Annotated in this window: 19 protein-coding genes and 1 pseudogene; 12 read left to right on the plus strand and 8 right to left on the minus strand. The window is 38.9% G+C overall.

Going from position 1 to position 23,073, the window contains the following annotated elements:
* Nucleotides 1-19: 19 nt before the first annotated feature.
* Nucleotides 20-1,000 carry a metal-dependent hydrolase gene (locus QNH48_RS06390; RefSeq protein ID WP_283954246.1) on the minus strand — a complete coding sequence of 327 codons (981 nt, stop codon included), beginning with the start codon at nucleotides 998-1,000 and terminating at the stop codon, nucleotides 20-22.
* Nucleotides 1,001-1,274: 274 nt separating this feature from the next.
* Here QNH48_RS06390 and mutY point away from each other — a divergent pair, with 274 nt between their 5' ends.
* Nucleotides 1,275-2,375 (plus strand): A/G-specific adenine glycosylase, encoded by a 1,101-nt coding sequence (mutY, locus tag QNH48_RS06395; protein ID WP_283954247.1) that lies wholly within the window; start codon nucleotides 1,275-1,277, stop codon nucleotides 2,373-2,375.
* 28 nt (nucleotides 2,376-2,403) lie between these two features.
* Here the strand turns inward: mutY and QNH48_RS06400 are convergent, their stop codons facing one another.
* Nucleotides 2,404-2,586, minus strand: a complete 183-nt coding sequence (locus QNH48_RS06400) for a mother cell protein YfhS (RefSeq protein ID WP_095249187.1) — start codon at nucleotides 2,584-2,586, stop codon at nucleotides 2,404-2,406.
* A 114-nt stretch (nucleotides 2,587-2,700) separates the two neighbouring features.
* On the opposite strand from QNH48_RS06400, the gene fabL reads away from it, so the two are divergent.
* The 5 genes from fabL (at nucleotide 2,701) to QNH48_RS06425 (ending at nucleotide 6,938) form a co-directional block, all read left to right on the plus strand.
* Nucleotides 2,701-3,450, plus strand: coding sequence for an enoyl-[acyl-carrier-protein] reductase FabL (gene fabL, locus QNH48_RS06405; protein ID WP_095249188.1), 750 nt, complete (start codon nucleotides 2,701-2,703; stop codon nucleotides 3,448-3,450).
* 71 nt (nucleotides 3,451-3,521) lie between these two features.
* Nucleotides 3,522-3,755, plus strand: coding sequence for a gamma-type small acid-soluble spore protein (locus QNH48_RS06410; RefSeq protein WP_283954248.1), 234 nt, complete (start codon nucleotides 3,522-3,524; stop codon nucleotides 3,753-3,755).
* 318 nt (nucleotides 3,756-4,073) lie between these two features.
* Nucleotides 4,074-4,331 (plus strand): YgaB family protein, encoded by a 258-nt coding sequence (locus tag QNH48_RS06415; RefSeq protein ID WP_090760403.1) that lies wholly within the window; start codon nucleotides 4,074-4,076, stop codon nucleotides 4,329-4,331.
* Nucleotides 4,332-4,523: 192 nt separating this feature from the next.
* Nucleotides 4,524-5,054: a nucleoside tri-diphosphate phosphatase gene (gene ntdP, locus QNH48_RS06420; RefSeq protein ID WP_095249190.1), complete on the plus strand. Its 531-nt coding sequence runs from the start codon at nucleotides 4,524-4,526 to the stop codon at nucleotides 5,052-5,054.
* A gap of 108 nt (nucleotides 5,055-5,162) precedes the next feature.
* Complete coding sequence (locus QNH48_RS06425) at nucleotides 5,163-6,938, plus strand: ABC transporter ATP-binding protein (protein WP_283954249.1); 1,776 nt, start codon at nucleotides 5,163-5,165, stop codon at nucleotides 6,936-6,938.
* Nucleotides 6,939-7,009: 71 nt separating this feature from the next.
* On the opposite strand, the pseudogene QNH48_RS06430 reads toward QNH48_RS06425, so the two are convergent.
* The 5 genes and pseudogenes from QNH48_RS06430 to QNH48_RS06450 form a co-directional block, all read right to left on the minus strand.
* Nucleotides 7,010-7,207, minus strand: a pseudogene (locus QNH48_RS06430) (IS3 family transposase); the annotation flags it as partial.
* Between the two features lie 564 nt (nucleotides 7,208-7,771).
* Nucleotides 7,772-8,986, minus strand: a complete 1,215-nt coding sequence (locus QNH48_RS06435; RefSeq protein WP_283954250.1) for a translocation protein TolB — start codon at nucleotides 8,984-8,986, stop codon at nucleotides 7,772-7,774.
* Nucleotides 8,987-9,330: 344 nt separating this feature from the next.
* Nucleotides 9,331-10,404 carry an FUSC family protein gene (locus QNH48_RS06440; RefSeq protein ID WP_283954251.1) on the minus strand — a complete coding sequence of 358 codons (1,074 nt, stop codon included), beginning with the start codon at nucleotides 10,402-10,404 and terminating at the stop codon, nucleotides 9,331-9,333.
* A gap of 190 nt (nucleotides 10,405-10,594) precedes the next feature.
* A complete protein-coding gene (locus tag QNH48_RS06445; RefSeq protein ID WP_283954252.1) occupies nucleotides 10,595-15,064 on the minus strand; it encodes a glutamate synthase-related protein in 4,470 nt (1,489 codons plus the stop codon).
* A gap of 287 nt (nucleotides 15,065-15,351) precedes the next feature.
* Entirely contained in the window at nucleotides 15,352-16,647 is a 1,296-nt protein-coding gene (locus QNH48_RS06450) for a glutamate-1-semialdehyde 2,1-aminomutase (protein WP_283954253.1), read from the minus strand.
* A gap of 175 nt (nucleotides 16,648-16,822) precedes the next feature.
* Between QNH48_RS06450 and QNH48_RS06455 the strand changes: the two genes are divergently transcribed.
* Complete coding sequence (locus tag QNH48_RS06455) at nucleotides 16,823-17,227, plus strand: potassium channel family protein (RefSeq protein ID WP_206021615.1); 405 nt, start codon at nucleotides 16,823-16,825, stop codon at nucleotides 17,225-17,227.
* A gap of 65 nt (nucleotides 17,228-17,292) precedes the next feature.
* A complete protein-coding gene (gene bcp / locus QNH48_RS06460) occupies nucleotides 17,293-17,763 on the plus strand; it encodes a thioredoxin-dependent thiol peroxidase (protein WP_283954254.1) in 471 nt (156 codons plus the stop codon).
* A gap of 87 nt (nucleotides 17,764-17,850) precedes the next feature.
* Here bcp and QNH48_RS06465 read toward each other — a convergent pair whose 3' ends face one another.
* Nucleotides 17,851-18,609, minus strand: coding sequence for an IclR family transcriptional regulator (locus QNH48_RS06465; RefSeq protein WP_283954255.1), 759 nt, complete (start codon nucleotides 18,607-18,609; stop codon nucleotides 17,851-17,853).
* 140 nt (nucleotides 18,610-18,749) lie between these two features.
* On the opposite strand from QNH48_RS06465, the gene QNH48_RS06470 reads away from it, so the two are divergent.
* The 4 genes from QNH48_RS06470 (at nucleotide 18,750) to QNH48_RS06485 (ending at nucleotide 23,070) form a co-directional block, all read left to right on the plus strand.
* Nucleotides 18,750-19,307 carry a TetR/AcrR family transcriptional regulator gene (locus QNH48_RS06470; protein ID WP_283954256.1) on the plus strand — a complete coding sequence of 186 codons (558 nt, stop codon included), beginning with the start codon at nucleotides 18,750-18,752 and terminating at the stop codon, nucleotides 19,305-19,307.
* A 502-nt stretch (nucleotides 19,308-19,809) separates the two neighbouring features.
* The gene (locus QNH48_RS06475; RefSeq protein ID WP_283954257.1) at nucleotides 19,810-20,850 is read left to right on the plus strand and encodes a phosphotriesterase family protein; all 1,041 of its coding nucleotides are present in this window, start codon (nucleotides 19,810-19,812) and stop codon (nucleotides 20,848-20,850) included.
* 20 nt (nucleotides 20,851-20,870) lie between these two features.
* The gene (locus tag QNH48_RS06480; protein ID WP_283954258.1) at nucleotides 20,871-21,872 is read left to right on the plus strand and encodes a phosphotriesterase family protein; all 1,002 of its coding nucleotides are present in this window, start codon (nucleotides 20,871-20,873) and stop codon (nucleotides 21,870-21,872) included.
* Between the two features lie 34 nt (nucleotides 21,873-21,906).
* Nucleotides 21,907-23,070, plus strand: a complete 1,164-nt coding sequence (locus tag QNH48_RS06485) for a thiolase family protein (protein WP_283954259.1) — start codon at nucleotides 21,907-21,909, stop codon at nucleotides 23,068-23,070.
* The last annotated feature ends 3 nt before the right edge of the window (nucleotides 23,071-23,073 follow it).

Raw genomic sequence — 23,073 nt, forward strand, 5'->3', positions numbered from 1 at the left:
AAATCACTCGCCTTTAACATTAACTAGGAATTATACTGAGCTTTTTACGGAGTTTCTGCTCACTGAACACCCAGCCGGTATAGGAACTAACTGGGTTCAACTGTAAATCTAACTGTACGACTGCCACGAACGGATAATGTCCATTGCTTCGATATCTTAGATCAATAAAACGAACTTCGTAATAGTCATCGTACTCATCTAATTCCCATCGATAGACAGGCGAGAACGACAGGAAGGCAGCTAAGTTTTTATCTTTTTTAGCGGCTTCTAGTACAGGTGTTTCCGGTACCGGCACTCGCTTAAAACGGTCTAGTATCTCGACATTCGATCCTACCGCTTTGCCGACAAAAAACTCCCCTTCGTTCATCGCAGCAATTCTCCAAAGATGAAACTTCATAGTTGGTGCAATTATGATTTCCGTTGCGTCTGGAATTAACTTCTTAACTTCTGCCTTAACTTTACCTTGAGCATAAAACCGAAGGAGGTAATATCCAAATAACACGACAAACATCGTTAAAAATGTATAACCGGGATCTGCACCAAAAACCCAAATAATAATGGCGACTATGTGAATTCCAAAGATAATTGGGTCAAAGGTATTAATTACTCCAAGCGCAACCCATTTTGACGTAAATGGTCTAAGAGCCTGCGTACCATAGGCGTTAAAAATGTCTACAAACACATGGATAAACACCGCTGCAAACGTCCACCCCCACAGGTGGAGAAGATTTGCATTGGGAAAAAAAGGATAAATCACTGCTAAAAGAATAAGAGGCCATAAAAGTATAGCTGGAATAGAATGGGTGACTCCTCGATGATTACGAATATAGATGGCATTATTTCTTAACTTTAAAACGGTATCAATATCAGGTATTTGTGAGCCTGCAATCGTGGCAATTAATACACTTGTTGTTGTTACAGAGCTGCCAGCTACTATAGGATCAAGAGTAGCCAGACCGCCTAGTGCAATTCCCATTACAACATGAGTTCCAGTATCCAAAAGGAAAATTCCTCCTTTAATAAAATGTCTAGCTCCAGCGCCTAGGGGCTCGGGGGCATAAGCCAATCCGTCAAGAAGGTAAAGAACAACCTTCTAGTCGGCTCGTCTTATGCCTGTCGCCCCTGGGAAAAAATGAACTGCTTTTTTCTTTGTTCAAGGCGCTTCCGCTTTTCTTTTATCTTGTCAAAATCAATAATATGGCTTATCGTTAAAAAATGCTTATTATTATATTCCCTTATTTCTTTTTGTTTAACAGGCTGGAGGCATTTTTGTAATGGTAAATGAGTTGAAAAATATAGAAAAAATCACAATAGAAAATTTTCAAGAGGATTTAATCTCCTGGTTTAAAGCCGAACAACGCGAATTGCCATGGAGAAAAGACCAAGACCCTTATAAAGTATGGGTGTCAGAAATCATGCTGCAGCAGACAAGAGTTGATACGGTTATTCCTTATTTTAATCGATTTATTGAATGGTTTCCAACGATAGAAGACCTTGCGAACGCAAATGATGATAAAGTTCTTAAAGCATGGGAAGGACTAGGTTATTATTCGCGAGTAAGGAATTTACATTCAGCTGTAAAAGAAGTAAACGAAAAATACGATGGTCAGGTACCAAATACTCCAAAAGAAATTTCAAACCTAAAGGGGGTTGGTCCCTACACGGCTGGTGCAATTTTGAGTATTGCCTATGGTATACCTGAACCCGCAGTGGATGGTAATGTCATGAGGGTTTTATCACGTATCCTCTCGATTTGGGAGGATATCGCAAAGCCATCTACTAGGAAGGTATTTGAAAATGCTGTTAGACAGCTAATCTCCCATGAAGATCCTTCTGCGTTTAATCAGGCATTAATGGAACTTGGCGCATTAATTTGCACGCCAACATCGCCTTCTTGTTTACTCTGCCCTGTACGGGATCATTGTCAAGGTTTTCATGAGGGAGTAGAGTCAGAACTTCCAATTAAGACGAAAAAGAACTCACAAAAAAATGTTGAACTAGCAGCAATTATTGTAAAAAATGAAATGGGAAAAGTACTAATTCATAAACGTCCTGAAACTGGACTATTAGCAAATTTATGGGAGTTTCCAAATGTTGAAATTCATCAACCATTACTGATGGATCGTACTCAAATCACTGATCTTTTCAAAGATTCCTTTGATATGAATATTATGCTTGATAAAGGTATTGGTCAAATAGAACACATTTTTTCCCATTTAATTTGGAATATCCGTGTATTTACAGGAACAATTGGTTCCGATTTTTCTGAAGGTAATGGTTGGAAATTTATTTCCTTAGATGAAATGGAAGATTATGCCTTTCCGGTTTCTTATCATAAAATCCTAAAGCTATATAATAATTATACAAAAAAATGAACGCCACAAGGTTCCTGGCGTTCTTTTTTTATAATTTTATTCCGCCGCGACTTTCAATTTCTTCAATAATTTCCCGATGAATGGTAACTCCTTCACTGTTTAAATAAGGTGCGATTTGCTGGAGTGAGTGATGAAAAAAAGCAAGTTCATTTTCATTCCAATCCGCTTTAGACATCATTGATAGCTCTGTCATATCCCGTCCTGTATACATAATCGACTTCCTTTCCAATGGGATTCATCCAGCTTATTGTTTTGTAATTAATTGTCTTCTATTCATAGAAAAGCTAAAATGAAAAGAACACGAAAATAAAAGGGGTAAAGGTATATGACACAAAAAGTAGCACTTATAACAGGAAGCAGCAGAGGAATAGGAAAGGCCACAGCCTTAAGGCTTGCTCAAGCCGGGTATGATATTGTCATCAACTATGCAAGAAGTAAAAGTTCTGCACTTAAAGTAGCAGAGGAAATTGAAGCATTAGGCAGAAAGGTTTTAGTGGTAAAAGCGAATGTCGGAGATGTCAGTAAAATTAAGGCTATGTTCCAACAAATCGATGAAGAATTTGGCAGATTAGATATTTTTGTTAATAATGCTGCCTCTGGAGTTCAGCGTCCTATTATGGAACTAGAAGAAAATCACTGGGATTGGACCTTAAATATTAACAGCAAGGCATTATTGTTCTGTGCTCAGGAAGCAGCAAAGTTAATGGAGAAAAATGGCGGCGGCAAGATTGTCAGCATAAGTTCTTTAGGATCGATTCGTTACTTAGAAAATTACACCGTAGTAGGTGTTTCTAAAGCCGCGTTAGAAGCCTTAACGAGGTATTTAGCAGTTGAGTTAGCAGCTAAAAATATTGTTGTAAATGCGGTCTCTGGCGGAGCTGTCGATACAGAAGCATTAACTCATTTCCCAAACCGCGAGGAGCTTCTTCAGGAGGCAAAGGAGAAAACTCCAGCAGGGCGTATGGTGGAAATTGAGGATATGGTAAATTGCGTTATGTTCCTTTTGTCAGAAGAATCCAGCATGATTAGGGGACAAACGATAATTGTTGATGGCGGAATTTCCTTACTTGTTTAATTATTTTTTTAAAAATTTTTTAGGATAATCTTCACGAAGCGGGACATATTAATTTCGTGGAGGTGATTAACATGGCAAACAATCAACAACCAAACAAAACTTCTGCTGGAACGAACATCCAAGAGGTTAGACAACAAAACGCTCAATCTCAAGCTGGTCAAGGTTCTGCTGGAGCTACTGGTTCAGCTGGTCAATTCGGAACTGAATTCGCTAGCCAAACAGATGCTGCAGAAGTGAAAAAGCAAAATCAGCAATCTCAAGCTAACAAAGGCCAAGGCAACTCTGGTCAATTTGGTCAAAGCTAATAAAGTAGTAACCAGAAGGCACCCTGAGTCGAAAGGGTGCCTTCTTAACGTGAAAAATTAGATAATTGTCTAGCTACAGCGCCTAGGGGCTCGGGGTCATAAGCCAATCCGTCAGAAAGGTTAAAGAACAACCTTCCCGCCGAATCGTCTTATGCCTGTTGCCCCTGGGAAAAAATGAACTGCTTTTTTCCTTGGTCAAGGCGCTTCCGCTTTTCGTTAAATCGACAAAACTTCTCCCAAGTCTACATAACTAGTCAAAGGATAAATCTATTTATTAAAGAATACATATTAGGAAGTAAAAATAAGGCGGTGTGGTAAATGGATCATTTTAACCGTTTAGTATCTGAGCAGATGATGACAATGGAAAAATTACTATACCTTCAAGGTGAGCTTGAGCGGTGTCAAGAAATTGAAGAACAACTACAGACTCTGCAAAATGAAACGGAGTTAGAGAGTGTCCAATTTGATATTAATCAAATGAAAAAAGAGTTAAAAGAGATTCAGGAAATCTTTGAAAAACAAACGGAGGAAGTTATCCAATCCTATCGTGAAACTGATTTAGAACCGTCAATATAGGTCAAAAATCAAAAAAAAATTGAAAAATATGCAAATTTCTTCAAAGAGTCATTGAAATCAATGGCTCTTTTGTTTTAAATTCTTTACTCAACCGTTATAATAATAAGAAATAGTAAATAACTTTGTTGCCATTTGTCGTTAATTGCAGGAAGAAAGGTTACAAAGCGTTTAGGAAGGAAGAAGGGGAGAATCATGGGCGTACCCATCGAAGGTGAACCAATACAAATACATAGCTATAAGCACAATGGGCACATCCATCGCGTCTGGGAAGAAACGACCGTTTTAAAAGGATCGCAAAATCTGGTAATTGGCGGGAATGATCGCACAATTGTTACAGAGTCAGATGGAAGAACATGGATTACAAGAGAACCAGCGATTTGTTATTTTCATTCACAGTATTGGTTTAACATTATTGGGATGATTCGTGAAGATGGTATTTATTACTATTGTAATCTCAGCTCACCATTTATTTTTGATGGTGAAGCAGTTAAATATATTGATTATGATCTTGATATTAAGGTATTCCCTGATATGACGTTTAATTTGTTAGACGAGGATGAATATGAACGGCACCGTCGTGAGATGAAGTATCCTGAGGTTATTGACCAAATCCTGAAAAGAAATGTCGAAAAGCTCATTCAGTGGATTCGACAGCGTAAAGGACCATTTGCGCCAGATTTTATTGATATCTGGTATGAGCGTTATTTAACCTACAGACGTTAATGGAAGAATGTTTCGGAAAGATGATGAAGGCACCTACACGTATTGTAGCTGTCTTCATCATCTTTCCCTGTTCTTATTAATGTGACAGCGCAGAAAGAGGGGCCAATCTTGAGCAGTGTTCGCAGATATCTCGAATTTGTTAAGCCATATCGCCTTCAAATTATAGGGACGATTATTATCGGGGTTTTAAAATTCGCAATCCCGCTTATGATACCCATGCTCATTAAGTATGTAGTGGATGATATAATTGGGGCAAGTGGTTTAACAAATGATGAGAAATTAAATAAATTACTAATCATAATGGGAATTATGATTGTTGTTTTTGTCGTAGTAAGGCCGCCAATTGAATATTATCGTCAATATTTTGCCCAATGGACGTCAAGTAAAATTCTTTACGATATCCGTGATCGGATGTATACACATATCCAGAAACTCAGCTTTAAGTATTATGCCAACACACGGTCAGGAGAAGTTATTTCTCGCGTTATTAATGATGTTGAGCAGACGAAAACATTTGTTATTACTGGCCTTATGAATCTTTGGCTCGATATCGCGACGATTATTATTGCCATCATTATTATGTTTTACATGAATGTGAGTCTTACTTTTGTATCCATCTTGCTATTTCCGTTATATGCGATCTCTATCAAGTACTTTTTTGGTAATCTTCGTAAGCTTACCCGGTCGCGCTCACAAGCACTTGCTGAAATACAAAGCTATTTACATGAACGGGTTCAAGGGATGCCAGTGATTAAAAGCTTTGCGATTGAAGAGTTTGAACAAAAGCAGTTTGACGTACAAAATAAGAACTTTTTAGATAAGGCATTAGAGCACACGAGCTGGAATGCAAAGGCATTTGCGGCCGTTAACACAATTACCGATATCGCACCTTTGCTCGTTATCGGATACTCAGCTTACCTTGTTATTCAAGGAAGTTTAACACTGGGAACAATGATTGCGTTTTTTGCTTATATTGATAAATTGTACAATCCGTTAAGAAGGCTTGTGAATTCTTCCACAACCCTTACGCAGTCATTCGCATCAATGGATAGGGTATTTGAATTCCTTGATGAGAAATATGATATTGTCGATGCTCCCAATGCGGTTGAGTGTAAGGATGTGAAGGGGGACATTACGTTTGATCATGTTCAATTTACCTACAATGAATCAGAGGAAATGATTCTAAAAGATATCAACCTTGATGTGAAAAAAGGGGAGACGATTGCCCTTGTTGGGATGAGCGGTGGAGGAAAGTCGACACTCGTCAGCCTGATTCCTCGTTTCTACGATGTCACTGAGGGGAAAATTTTATTAGATGGAGTAGATATCCGTCATTTCAATGTTCAGACCCTACGAGACAAAATTGGCGTAGTTTTTCAGGACAATATCTTATTTAGTGAATCTGTAAAGAACAATATCTTATTAGGGAAACCTGGCGCAACGGATGATGAGGTATATGAAGCTGCCAAAGCGGCAAATGCGCATGATTTTATCGTGAATCTTGCAAATGGGTATGATACGAAGGTCGGCGAAAGAGGCGTTAAGCTTTCAGGTGGTCAAAAGCAAAGAGTGGCCATCGCCCGCGTATTTTTACGGAACCCGCCGATATTGATATTAGATGAGGCAACTTCAGCTCTTGATTTAGAGAGTGAACACCTTATCCAAGAAGCACTTGATAAGCTGGCCAAGGATCGGACGACATTTGTTGTAGCCCATCGGTTATCCACCATCACACACGCTGATCGAATTGTCTTAATCGAACATGGTAAAATTGTCGAAGTGGGCCAACATGAAGAATTAATGGCGAAACAGGGCAATTATTATAAATTATTTCAAGTCCAGCAGCTTGAACAGCATAATGAAAAAACACCGCTGCAGGCATAGAATAGAACAGCAAAAAATGACGTATGTAATTTGAACTATAACCCATAATATGGACAGTTTAATAAAAGAGACTATGCTGCTAACAGATGACCTCGGTATTGTGCCGGGGTCATCTTCTTTAATCCCCACTGATAACGATGATTATTGTACTCCTTCATATAAGAATCTACTATTTGTTTTAACTCACCAAGACTATTACATTCTTTATAATCGACTTCGTCTTTAAAGTGACCAAAAAATGATTCCATTGGAGCGTTATCCCAACAATTCGGGTTATAGTTCAATTGGCATACGTCATTTTTTATGGATTAGTGTCTAAGATACGAATGTGGACCAAATCCTAATTTTGTTTGTATTTTTGTAAAATTGGAAGATGAGAGCCCGAGAACAGCTAAAAGAGGAAAGAGAGGTCACTCATAGGGTAGATGAGAGCCTGAGAACAGCTAAAAGAGGAAAGAGAGGTCACTCATAAGGTGAATGAGAGCCCGAGAATAGTTAAATAAAGAAAGAGCAGTCACTCATCCAACTTGGATGAGTATCGCTCTTAACGTCTACTTCATCTAGAGTTAATGTCCGTGAGAACTGAAATTATTTAAAATTGTATTATATTCTTGGTCACTAATAATCCCTAACTTTTTACATAAGTAGGAATTTAATAAGATTTTTTTCTTTATTCGTTTAGTTGGAGACACCCTTATCACTCCCTTTATTCTTATTGTATTTCACTCTCGCAAAAAAGTTTCCTATAACCAAAAAAATCCCTGAATGAAAAGTATTGCCTATATAATACTTTTGGAATTACTCACTTTAATTGGGCTTTATCGACTCATTGATTACTTCTTAAATAAAACAGGTGAAAAATCTACATCTTCTATCCATATGTTCGCTACTTTCTGCATATCATGCTGTATCCATACATCAGCTTTGTAATTTTTGTCTTGCCTACGTACCCATGTGAGATAAGATTCAACGACCTGAGGATTTACATCTAACTCATTTTCTTTTGGAAATGTGATTTGATTCTGAGTGCCTGAGGCTAAATCTATCTCATATAGAGAGGTGAACATTGTGGGAACTGGCCCCTCTTCCCACGCTTTGTTTTCATGTGACCGCGCGACAATCACTTTTGAAGGTGACAGCCAATCTAAATCTAGGTCTACATATCCTTTTGGTGTATATTCTACCTGGTTGGTGGATGCATCTATATCAGCAACTTTAGTAATTTTATTTTTAACAAAAAACCGTCCTTCTCCCGAAATATAAGCTAATTGGTTGGCTTGTGGTGCCCATTTAAACCAGTCACTAAATCCTAACATCCTACCAATGTCCTTGAATATTTTTCCATCAGAGGATAATACACATAAAGGGTTACTGTCCATGGCCCAAGAAGGTGTAGGAGTGCCGAGAAAGCTGACCCATTTTCCGTCATGACTCCACTTAAAATCACCAACATTAACGGCAAATAAATCATTTTCATCTATTTGGATTGAGTACAATAGCACAGCCTTGTTCTCATTAAGATTCATATCCTTTGGAATTTGGTACAACTTAATTGGTTCCCAGCCCGTAGGAAGTCGACCAGATTGAGTAGAAACAATAAACTCTTTACCGTTTGGAAACCATGCAAATTCACTAACACCTAACGAAACATTTTCAAATCCATATGGCCTGCCATCCTTTGTCTTTGTAACATTTAGGACCCATCCAGATAAATAAGCTAGCTCATTTGCAACAGGGGACCACCTAAATAAAGAAGTCTCAATGATGGGATACGGTTTATAGTTTTCTTTTTTATTTGTATCGTAAATCCAGAGATTTGATTTTTCACCTTGCTCATCACCGTCTATGTATGCAATAAACCTACCATCATAGGACCACTGGGGAGAATTGACAGATTTATTTGTTGTGAGCTGTACTTCTTGATCTCCGTCTTTCAGCCATAACTGATGGTCACGAACAAACGCTGCCTTCACTGGTACTTCTGCCTTAGTCACAGAAATAAACTGAAATATGAAAAGCAATATAAGGAATAAAACTTTTATTGGCATGGCATTCCCTCCTACTAAGTAGATTTTCCTAATAGATTCAAGTGATGCCTAGTTTTGGCTGTTTTTCCTAGATATTGAGAGGATAATGAATAATAAATCATACATGAAAAATGGAGAGGATTGAATTATTTGAGGTTTTTCCTAGCTATTCCACTAATTTTGATTGGAAGTATTTTGTTTGGGTTAACAATTGATGACATCGGAGATATAGGTAATATTATTATGCATATAATAGGGTTTGGTTGTCTTTTTGGTGCTATCGTAATTGAAAGAAGCAAGAAAGAAAAACCAAAAAAACAATTTTAACCTAAAAAAAACTTACCCCTCCGGTAAGTTTTCTTTATTTATTCAATTTCCTTCTGTTCAATGGATACCTCATTGTGATGAAAAGAGTGAAAGCTGGTAATTAAGGTATCAAGATGTTCGACCTGTTCCCCGTAATCAATAATGGAAGAAATGATTTGCATCGTATGATATAAATGCGAATCGTCTTGGCCGCCGAAGAGCTTTTGATGGGCCAAAAACAGATCAAATAGTTCTTTCTTATTAATACAATCACTATCCTCACTATCCAAGGGAGTTGGAACTTTGCCAATAAACCGGAGCATTAGCTGCTCATGATGGTAAATGACACTGTCGAGCTGTTCCTGTATGGATTGTTGAAAGTTTTCAGGGAGATGAAGCATTTCATTTTCAAATCGATGAAGTTTCTTTAATGTATCAAGTGCCTTTTTGGCAGCGGATGTCATTTGTCTAAAAATCACCAGTTTTCTCGATTTCTCTAGACTAGTTTTTTTGAAATAACTTCTTTCTTCTTTATATAATAAATAAAACTGACTCATTTTCATTAAATTATCTTTTAGTTTTTCAATATCGGCTTTTAACAGATTGTGGTCGAAGTCATGCCGAGTACTTAATCGTATCCAGCGAATAATTTCTTCTGTTGTCTCTGATATCCTAAAATAAAGCTTATTTTCATATTTTGGAGGCAGGAAGACAAGGTTGACGACAAAGGCTGAAAATACTCCAATCATAATCGTTGAGAAACGAATTCCTGCGAATGGAATAAAGTCAGTTCCAGGGGTTTCCATAATTGAAACTAGCGTTACAAGAGAAAGTCCGATTGTATTCTCAATTTTTAATTTAAGATTGATAATAATAACAATCACAGCGGCTAAACCAATGATGATAATGTGATTTCCTAGTAGGAGGACAAACATGACTGCAAGAATTGCCCCAATTAAATTTCCTTGTATTTGTTCAACAATCGTTAAAAAAGAACGATAGATGGTTGGCTGTATCGCAAAGATTGCAGCAATACCTGCCAAAACAGGAGAGGGTGAGTGCAGCAGCTGTGCTAAATAAAGGGATAAAACAATTGCAATTCCCGTTTTGAAAATGCGGGCACCTAACTTCATTCTAAATAATTTCCTTTCAAATTTAAGTCGTGTGTACTTAGTTTACTTCATAATGAACAAATACGTACTATACATGGATTAAAACATTTAATCAAGAGATATTGTATGAATTTATGTAAGTAATAGTTAAAGATATTTTCCAAAACGCAAAAAAGAACGTCCGCGGTAAAATGCGAACGTTCTTTTCGTATCATTCTGTAGATACAGCTGGATCAGCCTGTTCTTTTACTGGAACAATTTGAATAAAGTGATCTTCTGGGTTAGAGAGAAGTGCTCGAAGCTTAGTAGCTTCTTCTGTCTGACCATCATTAGCCAATACATCTGTATATTTACCGAGAAGCTCATTTACATCTTTTTTCCCATTTTCGGTTAAGCTCATGACTGAAACCTTTGCACCTTTAGCAATCCTTCTCATAATCGCTTGGGCTGTTAAACCAACCTCAGGCTGTTGACGCACATAAACGACTCCACCAGTCATACCTGCACAAATCCAAGGACCTGGATCTCCTAAAACTAAGCCGCGGCCATTTGTCATGTATTCAAATGCAAAGCCTTTAATATTTGCATTTGCTCCAATATTTCCAGCTTCATTTTCAGGCAGTGGCTGCTTAACAGAGCCGCCAATAATTAAATCAGCACCTGAAAGACGGATTCCAGCACGAGCGTCAGCATTACCCTGAGCTACTAGCAGCCCTTTTTGTGCCCCATATCCGAACCCTTTTCCGACAGAACCATTATAATAGTTGCCATTTTTTCCTTTTGATTTAAGAATAAAGATATTCCCGCCAAAAGATGTTTTTCCAACACCATCTTGACCGCCGCCATTAACAGTGATTTCAATACCGCCGCTATTATAAGCACCTAGGCCGTTTCCAGGAATGGAACCATTCTTGTACTTAAGCTGCACAGGAGGAAGCTGCAGGTATGAACCATCAAGTCTTCCTCGAACTCGGTGACAGGAAACCCTGCTTCCTAAGACGCGTTGTTCTGAAGTAACACTGTCAAATTCGCGAGAAGAATGTAATTGGTCAACGCTTGCGTCTAAATATTCGGCACCAACGGCCACTTGCATTTGGACTTCTTGGAAAGCCTTTGTTTCTTCTGATTTTGAGAATTGGCTAATTTCAAGCGGTTTTAATAGATAAGATAGGCTAAGTTGATTCTTTCCTTTCACCTGTTCTAATAAATCAGAGCGTCCAACTGCATCCTGCAAGTTTGTAATTCCAACAGAAGCGGCAAGTGCTTTTAACTCACTTCCAAAGGATGAAAATAGATTCATGATGCCATTTACAGCTAAGTCCAACTGACGTGGAACAAAGCGGCGAAGTCCATGTTCTTTAGCTTGAACCTCAGATTCAATTTGGGTAGCAATACCAACATGACAAGTATCTAAATGACATCCACGGCAAGTGGTACAGCCGATTGCCAGCATGGAAAGAGTTCCAAAACCAACGCGGTTTGCACCAAGGAGCATAACTTTCATGACGTCCATGGCACTCTTCATACCGCCATCTGCCCAAATCTCTACTTTATTACGAAGTCCACTTTCAAGCAGAGCATTATGGGCTGCCTTTACACCGATTTCGACAGGAAGTCCAACGTGCTGAAGGGCATGGATTCTGGCTGCACCTGTACCACCGTCAAATCCGCTTAAGGTAATGATATCAGCACCTGCTTTAGCAATACCAACAGCAATGGTACCGATATTTGGGACAACAGGTACTTTTACCGCAATTTTCGCTTGGTCATTACCTGTTTTTAATTCTAGAATCATTTGGGCTAAATCTTCTATTGAATAGATATCATGGTTGTTTGATGGCGAAATTAGATCTGATCCAAGTGTAGCGTTACGTGCAGCAGCAACCTTAGCTGTTACCTTTGAACCAGGTAAGTGACCGCCTTCACCAGGCTTTGCACCCTGCCCAATTTTAATTTCTAATAGATTAGAAGAGTTTAAAAGCTCAGCATTTACTCCAAATCGTCCAGAGGCAATCTGCTGGCCTCTCGTTTTTGGATATTTACCCAGCATATCTTTGATTTCTCCGCCTTCACCATTTAGACTGACCATGTTTAGGCGATCAGCACCTTCAGCGTAAGCTCTAAAGGCAGTCTCATTTTGTGAGCCAAACGACATAGAAGAAATAATAAATGGCAAATCATGCTCGCCGACTGTAATATCAACGTCCGTTGGGGAAATGGCTTGATTGCTCTTCTTTAATTGAACTAAATGACGAATCGTTGTTGGATTCTGCTCTTCTTGTTCACTAATTTTATCACGGTAAGCACTATAGTCACCTGTTGCAGCAACTTCACCTATAGCTTTCCAAATACGAGGGAAGAGGTGGAAGGTTTTCCCGACTCTTTCCTTCTCATTATGGTAATCCTCTGCTCTTTGAAAAGCATCATTCTTCATTGCTGCATAATTATTCTCAATCTCAGCAGATCCAAAAAAGTTAACGATATTTAATACATTTGCAATCTCTTCGTGCAGACCGATACTTGAGAATAGTCTGCCATAGCCGCGTAATTCGTGAATACCAATAGTTGAAATTACTTTTTCAAGCCCCTTAGATAATGCACTATAAAGGTTAATTAAAGGTTTATTTGATTCATCGAGCACTGTCATGAACATGTAGTAGGGGCTGATTAAATCTGCACCTAATCCAAAAACAGTTATCATGTCGTGCAGAGAACGAATGGATGCAGAGCGCAGCACGATAGAACAATTTCTTCTTAATTCTGCCTTTACCAATGCTTGATCGATAGCAGCTGTAACTAAATGTGGATCAATCCAATAAAAGTCATCTTGATGTGCGTTCGCATCGTCAAGAACGATTAAACTCTTTCCAGAAAGTACAGCTTTAACGGCTTCTTCAGAAATTCTTGTTAATGCAGTATCAATGTTCTCGTCTTTTCTAAAGGTTGAAGAAATAAACGCAACCAGCTTTTCTTTTTGGAAATATTGTACCACTTGATCGAAGCTCGGTTGGCCAATAGTCTCGGAACAGCTATAACCTGCTTTACCTTCTAATAGAAGGGGAGTGGTTAACTCAAGAACAGTTTCTGTTTTTTCATTTATAAATAAATCAGGACGCTTCCCAATAATCACTCGTGTGGAAAAATGCTCCGTTTCTCGGTCGCGGTCAATCGCAGGATTCGTAACAACGGCTACACTTTCTTTAAAATAATCTGCAAGGTTTTTACGCTCAGGATTAAGAGCTGCAAGTGGTGCATCATGCCCAAGGGAACGAATCGGCTCGACACCTTTTTCAGCCATTTGCTCAATTAATTGAATGTGGTCTCTTTCCCAGCCAAAGGCCTTATATTGTCCATTGTGTATTTTATCTGGATAATTCATCGTAATTGTTTTTTCTAAAGCAGGTGCTTGTAAACGAACTCTTGAACCCTGTAGATTCAAGCGATTTGAATAACGGTTATAAACTTCTCTTTGAAATTTGTCCTGCTCGTAAACTTCTAATTTACTATTGCTCCACTTAAAGCCAACTTTTTCACCAGGAGCTAGCGGTTTAGGGTCATTGACATACTCACTCGAAGGAATGATGCCTGGTTCAGATGAGAATAAATAAGAAGTTTCAGTTTCGAGCATCCAAAGTGGCCGTAGACCTAGGGCATCGACACTAAAAACAGCTTCATTCCCAAATCTAGAAATAATGCCGGCAGGACCTTGGGCAAAATGCCCCCATGCTTCGCGAATATAAGTATATAAATCTTGTAAATCTTCTGAGTAGGCTTTAATTTCATTGATAATTGGCGGGAATAATAGGTCGATTGCCTCGAATAGCGTATATCCTTCACGGCAAATCAATGTTTCCATTGTCCGGCTTAGATCTTGTGAGTCACTGCCATCTTTAACGAGTGGAACACCAATCATTCTCGCTTCATCACGAAGCTTTGCGATGGTGTTAATTTCTCCATTGTGTCCAAGAACACTAAATGGCTGAACTCGGAAAAAGCTTGAAAGTGTATTGGTGGAATAGCGGTTATGGCCAAGTGTTACGGTTGAGGCAACATCGGGACTGGCTAAATCCATATAGTAGCGAGGAAGAATATCTCCGGCACCCATAACTTTATAAACAGCATGATTTTGGCTTAAGGATGCAACATGAACATATTCATTGGTTTCAAAATCGATAATCGCATCGAATAATACCTTAGTTAATTCTTGCCCTGCCTTTTTGGAGATACATGCAAACTGCCAGAAAACTGGATTTTCTTGAATGGCGATTGGGCCGAGAGCACGAGAGTCGGTAACTTGATTTGATTCAAAGATAATTTCTAAATCGTAGTTTTTTAGTTTTTGAAGTAATTCTTGTTTAGTAGAGTCCCAGTTAGCTTTTAGGCTGATAAAAACATGACCAACAGCAAAGCTATCTGTGTCAGCTAGGGAGGGATCAACATTTGCATTTTGTAACTTTTCTTTCCATAGAGCCTTAGGAATATCAACATGAATTCCAACACCATCGCCCTCACCGTTTATAAAACCAGCACGATGATTCATCGTAACAAGAGCATCTATGCAATCAAAAATGTTTTTTCTAGTAGGCTGCTTGTTCTTTTCAAGACAAGCTACAATTCCGCAGGCATCATGTTCATGCTTATGGAAATCTTTAAAAAGGGAAGGATTCCATCTTTCTGTCATATAATTTGGCTTTGAGCAAAATTTCCTCTAAAGCCGCTCACCTCCTATTAGCTTATTAATGTAAGAATTGTTGACAAAAAATTGAGGGCACAACTAAATAAGATTGCGTGAAAATAATATATCATATGAATTTTCAGAAATCAAATAAATATACAAGAATGTGGATAGAAAATTGAGGAAATTTAGATGGGTTTTTTAAATGAAAGTTATAATGTAAACGTTTTCAAAGTGACAGATATAAATAGAGAGTGATTACCACTCTCTATTAATGAATAAAAAATGTATATTTATTCGTCTGCGAGTAAGGAAAATGCATTATTTACGGCATGAAGTGTTGCTTCGATGTCCTCTTCTGTATGTGCAATGGTTAAGAACCAGGCTTCGTATTTAGAAGGAGCCAAATTAATTCCTTGTTGCAGCATTAACTTGAAGAACCTGCCAAACATTTCACCGTCTGTATTTTCTGCTTGCTCATAGTTTTCAATTTTTTCATTTGTAAAATAAACGGTAAAAGCACCTTTTAAACGATTAATCGTAATTTGAATACCGTGCTCTTTTGCAGCTTCTAGAATGCCTGCCTCAAGCATTGCCCCTAAACGATCAAGGTAGTCATATACTCCTTCTTGCTTTAATACCTCAAGACACGCGATTCCAGAAAGAATGGAGGCTGGATTCCCTGCCATCGTTCCTGCTTGATAGGCAGGTCCTAGTGGTGCCACTCGTTCCATAATTTCCTTACGTCCACCATATGCTCCAATTGGCAGACCCCCGCCAATAATTTTCCCTAGGGCTGTTAGATCAGGCTGAATACCTAATAAATCCTGTGCACCTCCATACATAAAGCGGAAAGCGGTAATAACTTCGTCATAGATAACAAGTGCGCCTGCAGCATGGGTAAGATCGTTCACCTGCTGTAAGAATCCAGGTTTTGGTTCCACAATTCCAAAGTTCCCAACAATGGGTTCCACTAAAACCGCTGCAATTTGGTCGCCCCATTTGTCTAATGCTTCTTTAAAAGGCCCAATATCATTAAATGGAACCGTAATGACTTCTTGGGCAATACTCTTTGGAACACCAGCTGAATCAGGGGTTCCGAGCGTAGCTGGTCCTGACCCGGCAGCAACAAGAACAAGATCAGAGTGACCATGATAACATCCGGCAAACTTAATAATCTTATCTCTGCCAGTATAGGCACGGGCAACACGAATCGTTGTCATGACTGCTTCAGTGCCTGAGTTCACAAACCTAACTTTTTCTAAAAAAGGCATGGCTTCCTTCAGCATCTTTGCAAACTTTACCTCATGCGGGGTAGGAGTGCCATATAGAACTCCGCTCTCTGCAGCCTTTTTGATGGCTTCTGTTATATGTGGATGAGCATGTCCTGTGATGATTGGGCCATAAGCTGCAAGGTAATCGATGTACTGATTTCCGTCGACATCCCAAAAATAGGCGCCTTGAGCACGCTCCATAACGACTGGAGCACCGCCACCTACCGCTTTGTATGAACGAGAGGGGCTGTTTACCCCGCCAACGATATGTTCCAACGCTTCATTATGTATTCGTTCTGAATTTGTAAGTTGCATTATTTTTCCTCCTTGAAATGGATTCCTTCCTATAATAGCACTTTTTTAATCAACTTTTATTTGTTTTACTTTTGAAAAATTTTTACGGTCCCGCCACTTTAGCAAGGATTGTTGATATTTTATCGTCCAAGCCTGCATAGAATGAGACTAATGACGTCAATTGGGGTGGCTGCTGATGTTCTATTTCTTATTGCCAATTGTTATCTTCTGTATTTTTATGAGTATAAGAACATTGTTTGTACCAAATACAATAAAAGGGAAGTTTGTATCAATAGAAAATGCACTTTTTTTAGGATCCATCTATCTTACGGTTATTCTTGGGTTTGGACTCATCTATTTATTGTTTGAATTAAAGGGTGTGTCATTGCTCGTAGAAACAAATCATGAAAATAACTATAACTTGTTTGAAACAAGCTTTTATTTCAGTGCAATGACATTGTTTTCTGTTGGGAATGGAGATGTTGTGCCACACGGGTTGGGCAGAATGGTTGCAGTTGTCGAGGCTTTAATTGGTTATACACTGCCTGCAGCGTTTGTAGCACGTGCCTTAATGGACAGAGAAGTTAAAGAAATTAAATAGTTGTATTGTTGATAATGTTTGGTTAGGCTTATGGAAGAGAATACTTTCCATGAGGTGATTAAGTTATGGCAATAGAGTTAGGGAAGCAAGCACCAGATTTTGAACTATTAGCAAGTAATGGTGAAAAAGTAAAACTGTCAGATCTTAAAGGTAAAAATGTTGTATTGTATTTTTATCCAAAGGATATGACACCTGGCTGTACCACTCAAGCATGTGACTTCAGAGATCTTCACAATGACTTTGCACAGCTAAATTGCACGATTATTGGAATCAGTCCGGACCCTATAGGTAAACATGAAAAGTTTATTGAAAAGTATAACTTACCCTTTTTACTATTATTTGATGAAGACCATCATGTTTCTGAACTGTACGAGGTTTGGAAATTAAAAAAGAATTTTGGTAAGGAGTATATGGGGATTGAAAGATCTACCTTTGCCATTGATAAAGAAGGTAAAATAGCGAAAGAATGGCGAAAAGTGAAAGTAAAAGGGCATGTTGAAGAAGCGTTGCAGTATGTAAAAGAGAATCTAGCATAGCTTCCTCTGGTAAACACGAAAGAGCTTTACTTCATTAGAAGTAAGCCCTTTTTTTGATGCAAAAAAAGCGGGGAAATTCCCCGCTTATCATCGATAACCAAAACTACCTGAAATTTCTTTGCTGATATCCATCAAATAACGAGATAGTTCATTATGTTCATTTTGAGGAATAACCTCAGAAAATCCTACAACGGTTATGGAACCAAGAAGTTTTTTCTTATAGTTTAAAACCGGAATGGAAACGGATGACACCGATGGTACCAGCGGTTCTCTTGCGAAGGCAATTTCATTCGCTCTTATGATTTTACATTCGTCTTCAAGCAAACCTACCTTTTCTGATGGAATTTGCATAATTTCTTTCTCTTTCCAATCACGAATCATTTGCTCATCCATAAAGGCCATGAACACTTTGCCTGATGCAGAACATAAAGGAAGTAAGGTTCCTATTTGAGCGCCAATATTTATCCCTCGATTTTTGTTCAACTCTTTAACAATCATTGGACCATTATGGGTCCAGCTTGAAAATAGAACAGTATTCGAAAACTTCTCGTTAATTTCATGCATAAAAGGTGAAATCCGGTCGATTACATTTTCTTGATCTACAGCAGCCATCCCATATTCAATCAACTTGCTCCCCAATACATATTCTCCCGAATCCTTGTAACGATACAGGATGCCTAATAGTGTAAAGGTATTTAAATACTTATAAAGATTACTTTTAGTAATCTGTGTTAATTCTTGAATATCGGAAAATTTTAATGGCCTGCCTTGTTGGGAGATTGCTTCAATAATACCCATACCTACTTCTAATGATTGAATAGTCGTGCCTTTTTTAATGACTTCCATGTAAGAACCTCCTCAAAACCCTAATCCCTATATTATCATAGCAAATGTTGTAAACAAATATAGTAAAATTCTTGGAGTATGGAAATTTTTAGTGATATAGTAGTAAAAAGAAATGTTGATATGAAGGAGTTTCTTATAAAATGGATACAAGATTACAGATAATCGAGATTTCAACACCGCTTTTCCAGCAAAAAGGATATAAGGGTGTAGGTGTAACTGAAATAATAAAAGCATGTAACATTTCTAAGGGTTCGTTTTATCATCATTTTCCAAATGGAAAAGAAGAATTACTTATTACTTGTCTTAAGTCAATTGATGAAACAATTACTACGCATATGATAGATATTTTCAAACAATATCCAACGACTCAAGAAGCCACACAGGCGATGATCGATATATTAGTTAACGACTTTGAACAAGCAGGCAGGGTTGTTGTTTCCACATTCACCAGCCTCGTAAGCGAAATAGGTTCACTCAGTGAACCAGTTCGAAATGCCTGTTCCGACCTTTACATGAAAATGCAAAAGATATATTGTACTAAGTTAGAACAAGACGGATTTTCAAAAGAAACGGCTAATTCGATTGCTCTCATGATGATTGCTTCTATTGAAGGTGCAATAATGCTTTGTTTAACACAAAAATCAAGTGATCCTCTAAAAGTAATCTCCTGTGAATTACTGAAAGTACTGAAAAAATAGGAATGCTTTTTATTATCAAAAAAATAATTTTTGAATAAAAGATGAAGCTGTCTCAATGCCATAAAACTGGCCATTAAGACAGCTTTTTTAGGTAAATAATGATAGAGTACTGCAAATAACTATAAATATATTAAAATAATGATTTAATATTATATTTATTTTAAATAGTGAAAATTGTTTGACTTTGGTATTACAATATTATAATATTTTACTAACAACTCAGATTACATTATTGAATCACACCGCAAGAAAGCGATTACATTAAAAAAGCTGCATTCAAGGGGAATTTTAAATCCTTGAACCCGTCACTTTATCAATCGTTTTTTTATTTATAATAGAATTGGACCGACCGGTCTGTTTGGGATAAAAAATTAAAAAAAAGAGCAAGGTTTAATAGCATGCCCTAATTGGACCGACCAGTCTGTTCGGAGAATTCTCTCTAAAACTAAATCCTCAACGACGCCTTTAAGGTGAAGAACCAAATATATAAGGAGGTTTTAAAATGTTAGATCATTTACAAGAAAAAAGTTCAGATGTTGTTCGTACTGTTCTCGGACTAGTACCAGCTCAAGAATTAGGTGTTGTTCTTATTCATGAATCACTTCTTTCTGTAGTTCCTGGTGCGGAATATGCACCTGAGATTAACATGGACAAAAGCGAAATCTTTGAGGTCTTAAAAAGAAAGCTTACTGAATTTCGCCGCAATGGGGGAAAAACAATCGTTGACCGCAGTGGTATGTTCCATGGCCGTGATGTAAAACTTTATGAAACACTTTCTAAAACAACAGGTGTCCATATCGTAGCATCAACAGGCTTAGGGCCTGAGCCAATGTTAAGCGGTTACTTTGTTACACCGCAAAAAAATCCGCCTACACCCTGGTCAGCAGAACAATTTGCGGATTTGTTCGCAAAAGAGGTAACCGAAGGTATTGTTGTACCACGTATTGAACGTTCAGGCCTAGCTGGATTAATAACGTCAATCGCAAGTCAAAGTGGTATTACCGAAAAAGAAATCAATCTTTTCCGTGGTTCTGCACAAGCAGCTAAGACAACAGGAGTACCTGTATCTGTACAATATGGCGAAGATGCTGTTAATGATCTGGAAATTTTATTAGGGGAAGGCATTGAAGCAAACCGCGTCATCATCGGAGGCCTTGATCGTCTCGATGCTGTAGAGCGTAGAGAAGCATTCGCTGTTGCGCGTCGTGGAGCAATGGTGGCGTTTGACCATGTTGGCTGGACTACAAACGAAGGCTATGTGAACGATGACCAGCGTGCGCAGCTAATTGCTGAACTATTTAATGAAGGTCTTGGCAATCGCGTCCTTGTTTCAACGAATGCGGTTGGTGTTGCCAAAGGTTATGAAGCAAAAGATATCAGCTATGATTACTTACTAACAACATTTATACCACTGTTAAAGAAAGCAGGAGTGACGGACGAGCAAGTTCGTGTTCTTTTAGGAGAAAACCCACAACGTGTATTAACCGTTAATACATCAGTAGCTGCGGAAAAAGAATCCGTTGGTGTAGCAGAGAAAAACTAATCGTGAGGAGTGAATAATAGATGGGTAAGGTAAATACGGTTCTAGGTCCAATCCCGATAGAGGATTTAGGAATTATAGCAGTGCACGAGCATATTGGATTTGGTCTGCCTGGTTGTGATTTAGATACACAATGGTGGAAAAAACCTGAAGAAGCTTTTGAAGTGACAATTGAAAAGTTACGACGCTTCCGTGAACACGGTGGTAAAACCTTCGTAGATTGTACAGGAATTGGAAACGGACGCGATGTCGAGTATTTCCAAGTACTTTCACGTAGAACGGGCGTTCATATCATTGCTGTTACAGGCTTTGTAGCAGGAGACTCAGCTCTTCCATATTTCCGTGACAAATCAGTTGAGTATCTAATGGATTTATTCATCCATGAAATTACGGTTGGTATTGACGGTACAGGTGCAAAAGCTGGTGCAATTAAAGTAGGTGTAAGCCGCGGCGGAAAACTAAGCGAACTGGATAAACGGATCTATCGTGCAGCGGCACGAGCAGCATTAAAAACGGGTGCTCCAATTATTACCCATTTATGTGTAGATGCTGAATCAGCAATCGCCATCTTTGATGAAGAAGGATTACCGCTTGATCGCGTCCTTATGGGCCATGCTGATGATGGCGGATATCTCAACGAAGACCGTGATAACCTGATTGCCAATCTAGGCGGATGGGTAGGCTTCGATACAATCGGCTATGACAGTGAAATGGAAGGAGCTCCTTATTGGTCACGTCCTCGTCAAGATCGTGTGGATCATTTCCTTCGATTCCTTGATAAAGGCTATGTCAATCGTGCCCTAATTTCAGCGGATGCTAACTGCTGTGCTCTAGGCTGGCCAGGATTAAAAGGACATTCAGTTAACTACTTGTTCGAAGAGTTCTTACCAGATTTGCGTAAAGCTGGTGTGGGTGAAGAAGTAATTGAACAACTTTTAGTACACAATCCTACGAATTTTTTAACGATGCAAGAACCGCAAGATATCAAACCTTTGTTAGGACGTACAGTACAGAAATCTCGTTAATAGGGAAAAAGGATCAACGGGAGGTAAAAGACAGATGACAATTAAGGGAAAGGCCTATATAGCAGGGGCATTCGAGCATCCAACACGTAAGGCTCCGGATAAATCCGTTGCAGCCTTACATGCTGAATGTGCGAAAGGTGCCTTAGAAGATGCAGGATTAACTTTCTCCGATGTAGACGGTTATTTTTGTGCTGGTGACGCTCCGGGTGGAGTGCTGTCTATGGCCGATTATTTAGGACTCAACGTACGTCATGTAGACGGTACAGACACGGGCGGCTCATCGTACATTGCCCATGTATCCCATGCTGCGCAGGCAATCGCAGCCGGTAAATGCAATGTTGCATTAATTACAATGGCAGGACGTCCACGTTCAGAAGGCAGAAGTGGTGTTAAACAGAAGCTGGTTGGTGCCAATGTTCCAGATACTCCATTTGAAATTCCATTTGGACCAACTGCTGTAAATGAATATGCAATGGCTACGATGCGTCATATGCATGAATACGGCACAACAAGCGAGCAATTAGCATGGGTCAAAGTGGCTGCATCACATCATGCACAATACAATCCAAATGCAATGCTGCGGGATTTAGTGACGGTGGAAGACGTTGTTTCGTCTACTATGATCGCTGATCCATTACATAAGTTGGATTGTTGTGTTGTAAGCGATGGCGGCGGTGCACTAGTTATCGTAAGACCTGAGATTGCTAAAAGTCTGAAACGTCCACTTGTCAGAGCGATGGGCGCAGGCGAAGCACCAAAAGGATTACGTGGAGGCAAAACCGACCTAACCTATTCAGGAGCTATTTGGTCAGGACCTAGAGCTTTCGAAGAGGCTGGAGTCACACCTCAAGATATAAAATATGCGTCCATATATGATAGCTTTACCATTACGGTGTTAATGCAGCTTGAAGACTTAGGTTTTTGTAAGAAGGGTGAGGGCGGCAAGTTTGTTGCTGATGGAAACCTGATTTCAGGAATTGGTAAGCTTCCGATTAATACGGATGGCGGCGGGTTGAATAACAACCACCCTGCAAGTCGAGGCGGCATTGTAAAAGTAATCGAGGCAGTTCGTCAGCTGCGTGGAGAAGCACACCCGCGAGTGCAGGTTGAAAATTGTGATATTGCGTTAGCTCACGGTACTGGCGGGGGACTTGCAAGTCGGCACGGAAGTGCAACACTTATCATGGAGAGGGTGTAAAGA

This window comes from Neobacillus sp. YX16 (assembly GCF_030123505.1).
Taxonomy (GTDB): Bacteria; Bacillota; Bacilli; order Bacillales; family Cytobacillaceae; genus Neobacillus.

Coding starts and splice junctions, on each gene's coding strand:
- mutY (WP_283954247.1), top strand. CDS start 1,275: ATGGTAAATGAGTTGAAAAATATAGAAAAAATCACAATAGAAAATTTT.
- QNH48_RS06400 (WP_095249187.1), bottom strand. CDS start 2,586: ATGTATACAGGACGGGATATGACAGAGCTATCAATGATGTCTAAAGCG.
- fabL (WP_095249188.1), top strand. CDS start 2,701: ATGACACAAAAAGTAGCACTTATAACAGGAAGCAGCAGAGGAATAGGA.
- QNH48_RS06410 (WP_283954248.1), top strand. CDS start 3,522: ATGGCAAACAATCAACAACCAAACAAAACTTCTGCTGGAACGAACATC.
- QNH48_RS06415 (WP_090760403.1), top strand. CDS start 4,074: ATGGATCATTTTAACCGTTTAGTATCTGAGCAGATGATGACAATGGAA.
- ntdP (WP_095249190.1), top strand. CDS start 4,524: ATGGGCGTACCCATCGAAGGTGAACCAATACAAATACATAGCTATAAG.
- QNH48_RS06435 (WP_283954250.1), bottom strand. CDS start 8,986: ATGCCAATAAAAGTTTTATTCCTTATATTGCTTTTCATATTTCAGTTT.
- QNH48_RS06440 (WP_283954251.1), bottom strand. CDS start 10,404: ATGAAGTTAGGTGCCCGCATTTTCAAAACGGGAATTGCAATTGTTTTA.
- QNH48_RS06445 (WP_283954252.1), bottom strand. CDS start 15,064: ATGACAGAAAGATGGAATCCTTCCCTTTTTAAAGATTTCCATAAGCAT.
- QNH48_RS06450 (WP_283954253.1), bottom strand. CDS start 16,647: ATGCAACTTACAAATTCAGAACGAATACATAATGAAGCGTTGGAACAT.
- QNH48_RS06455 (WP_206021615.1), top strand. CDS start 16,823: ATGTTCTATTTCTTATTGCCAATTGTTATCTTCTGTATTTTTATGAGT.
- bcp (WP_283954254.1), top strand. CDS start 17,293: ATGGCAATAGAGTTAGGGAAGCAAGCACCAGATTTTGAACTATTAGCA.
- QNH48_RS06465 (WP_283954255.1), bottom strand. CDS start 18,609: ATGGAAGTCATTAAAAAAGGCACGACTATTCAATCATTAGAAGTAGGT.
- QNH48_RS06470 (WP_283954256.1), top strand. CDS start 18,750: ATGGATACAAGATTACAGATAATCGAGATTTCAACACCGCTTTTCCAG.
- QNH48_RS06475 (WP_283954257.1), top strand. CDS start 19,810: ATGTTAGATCATTTACAAGAAAAAAGTTCAGATGTTGTTCGTACTGTT.
- QNH48_RS06480 (WP_283954258.1), top strand. CDS start 20,871: ATGGGTAAGGTAAATACGGTTCTAGGTCCAATCCCGATAGAGGATTTA.
- QNH48_RS06485 (WP_283954259.1), top strand. CDS start 21,907: ATGACAATTAAGGGAAAGGCCTATATAGCAGGGGCATTCGAGCATCCA.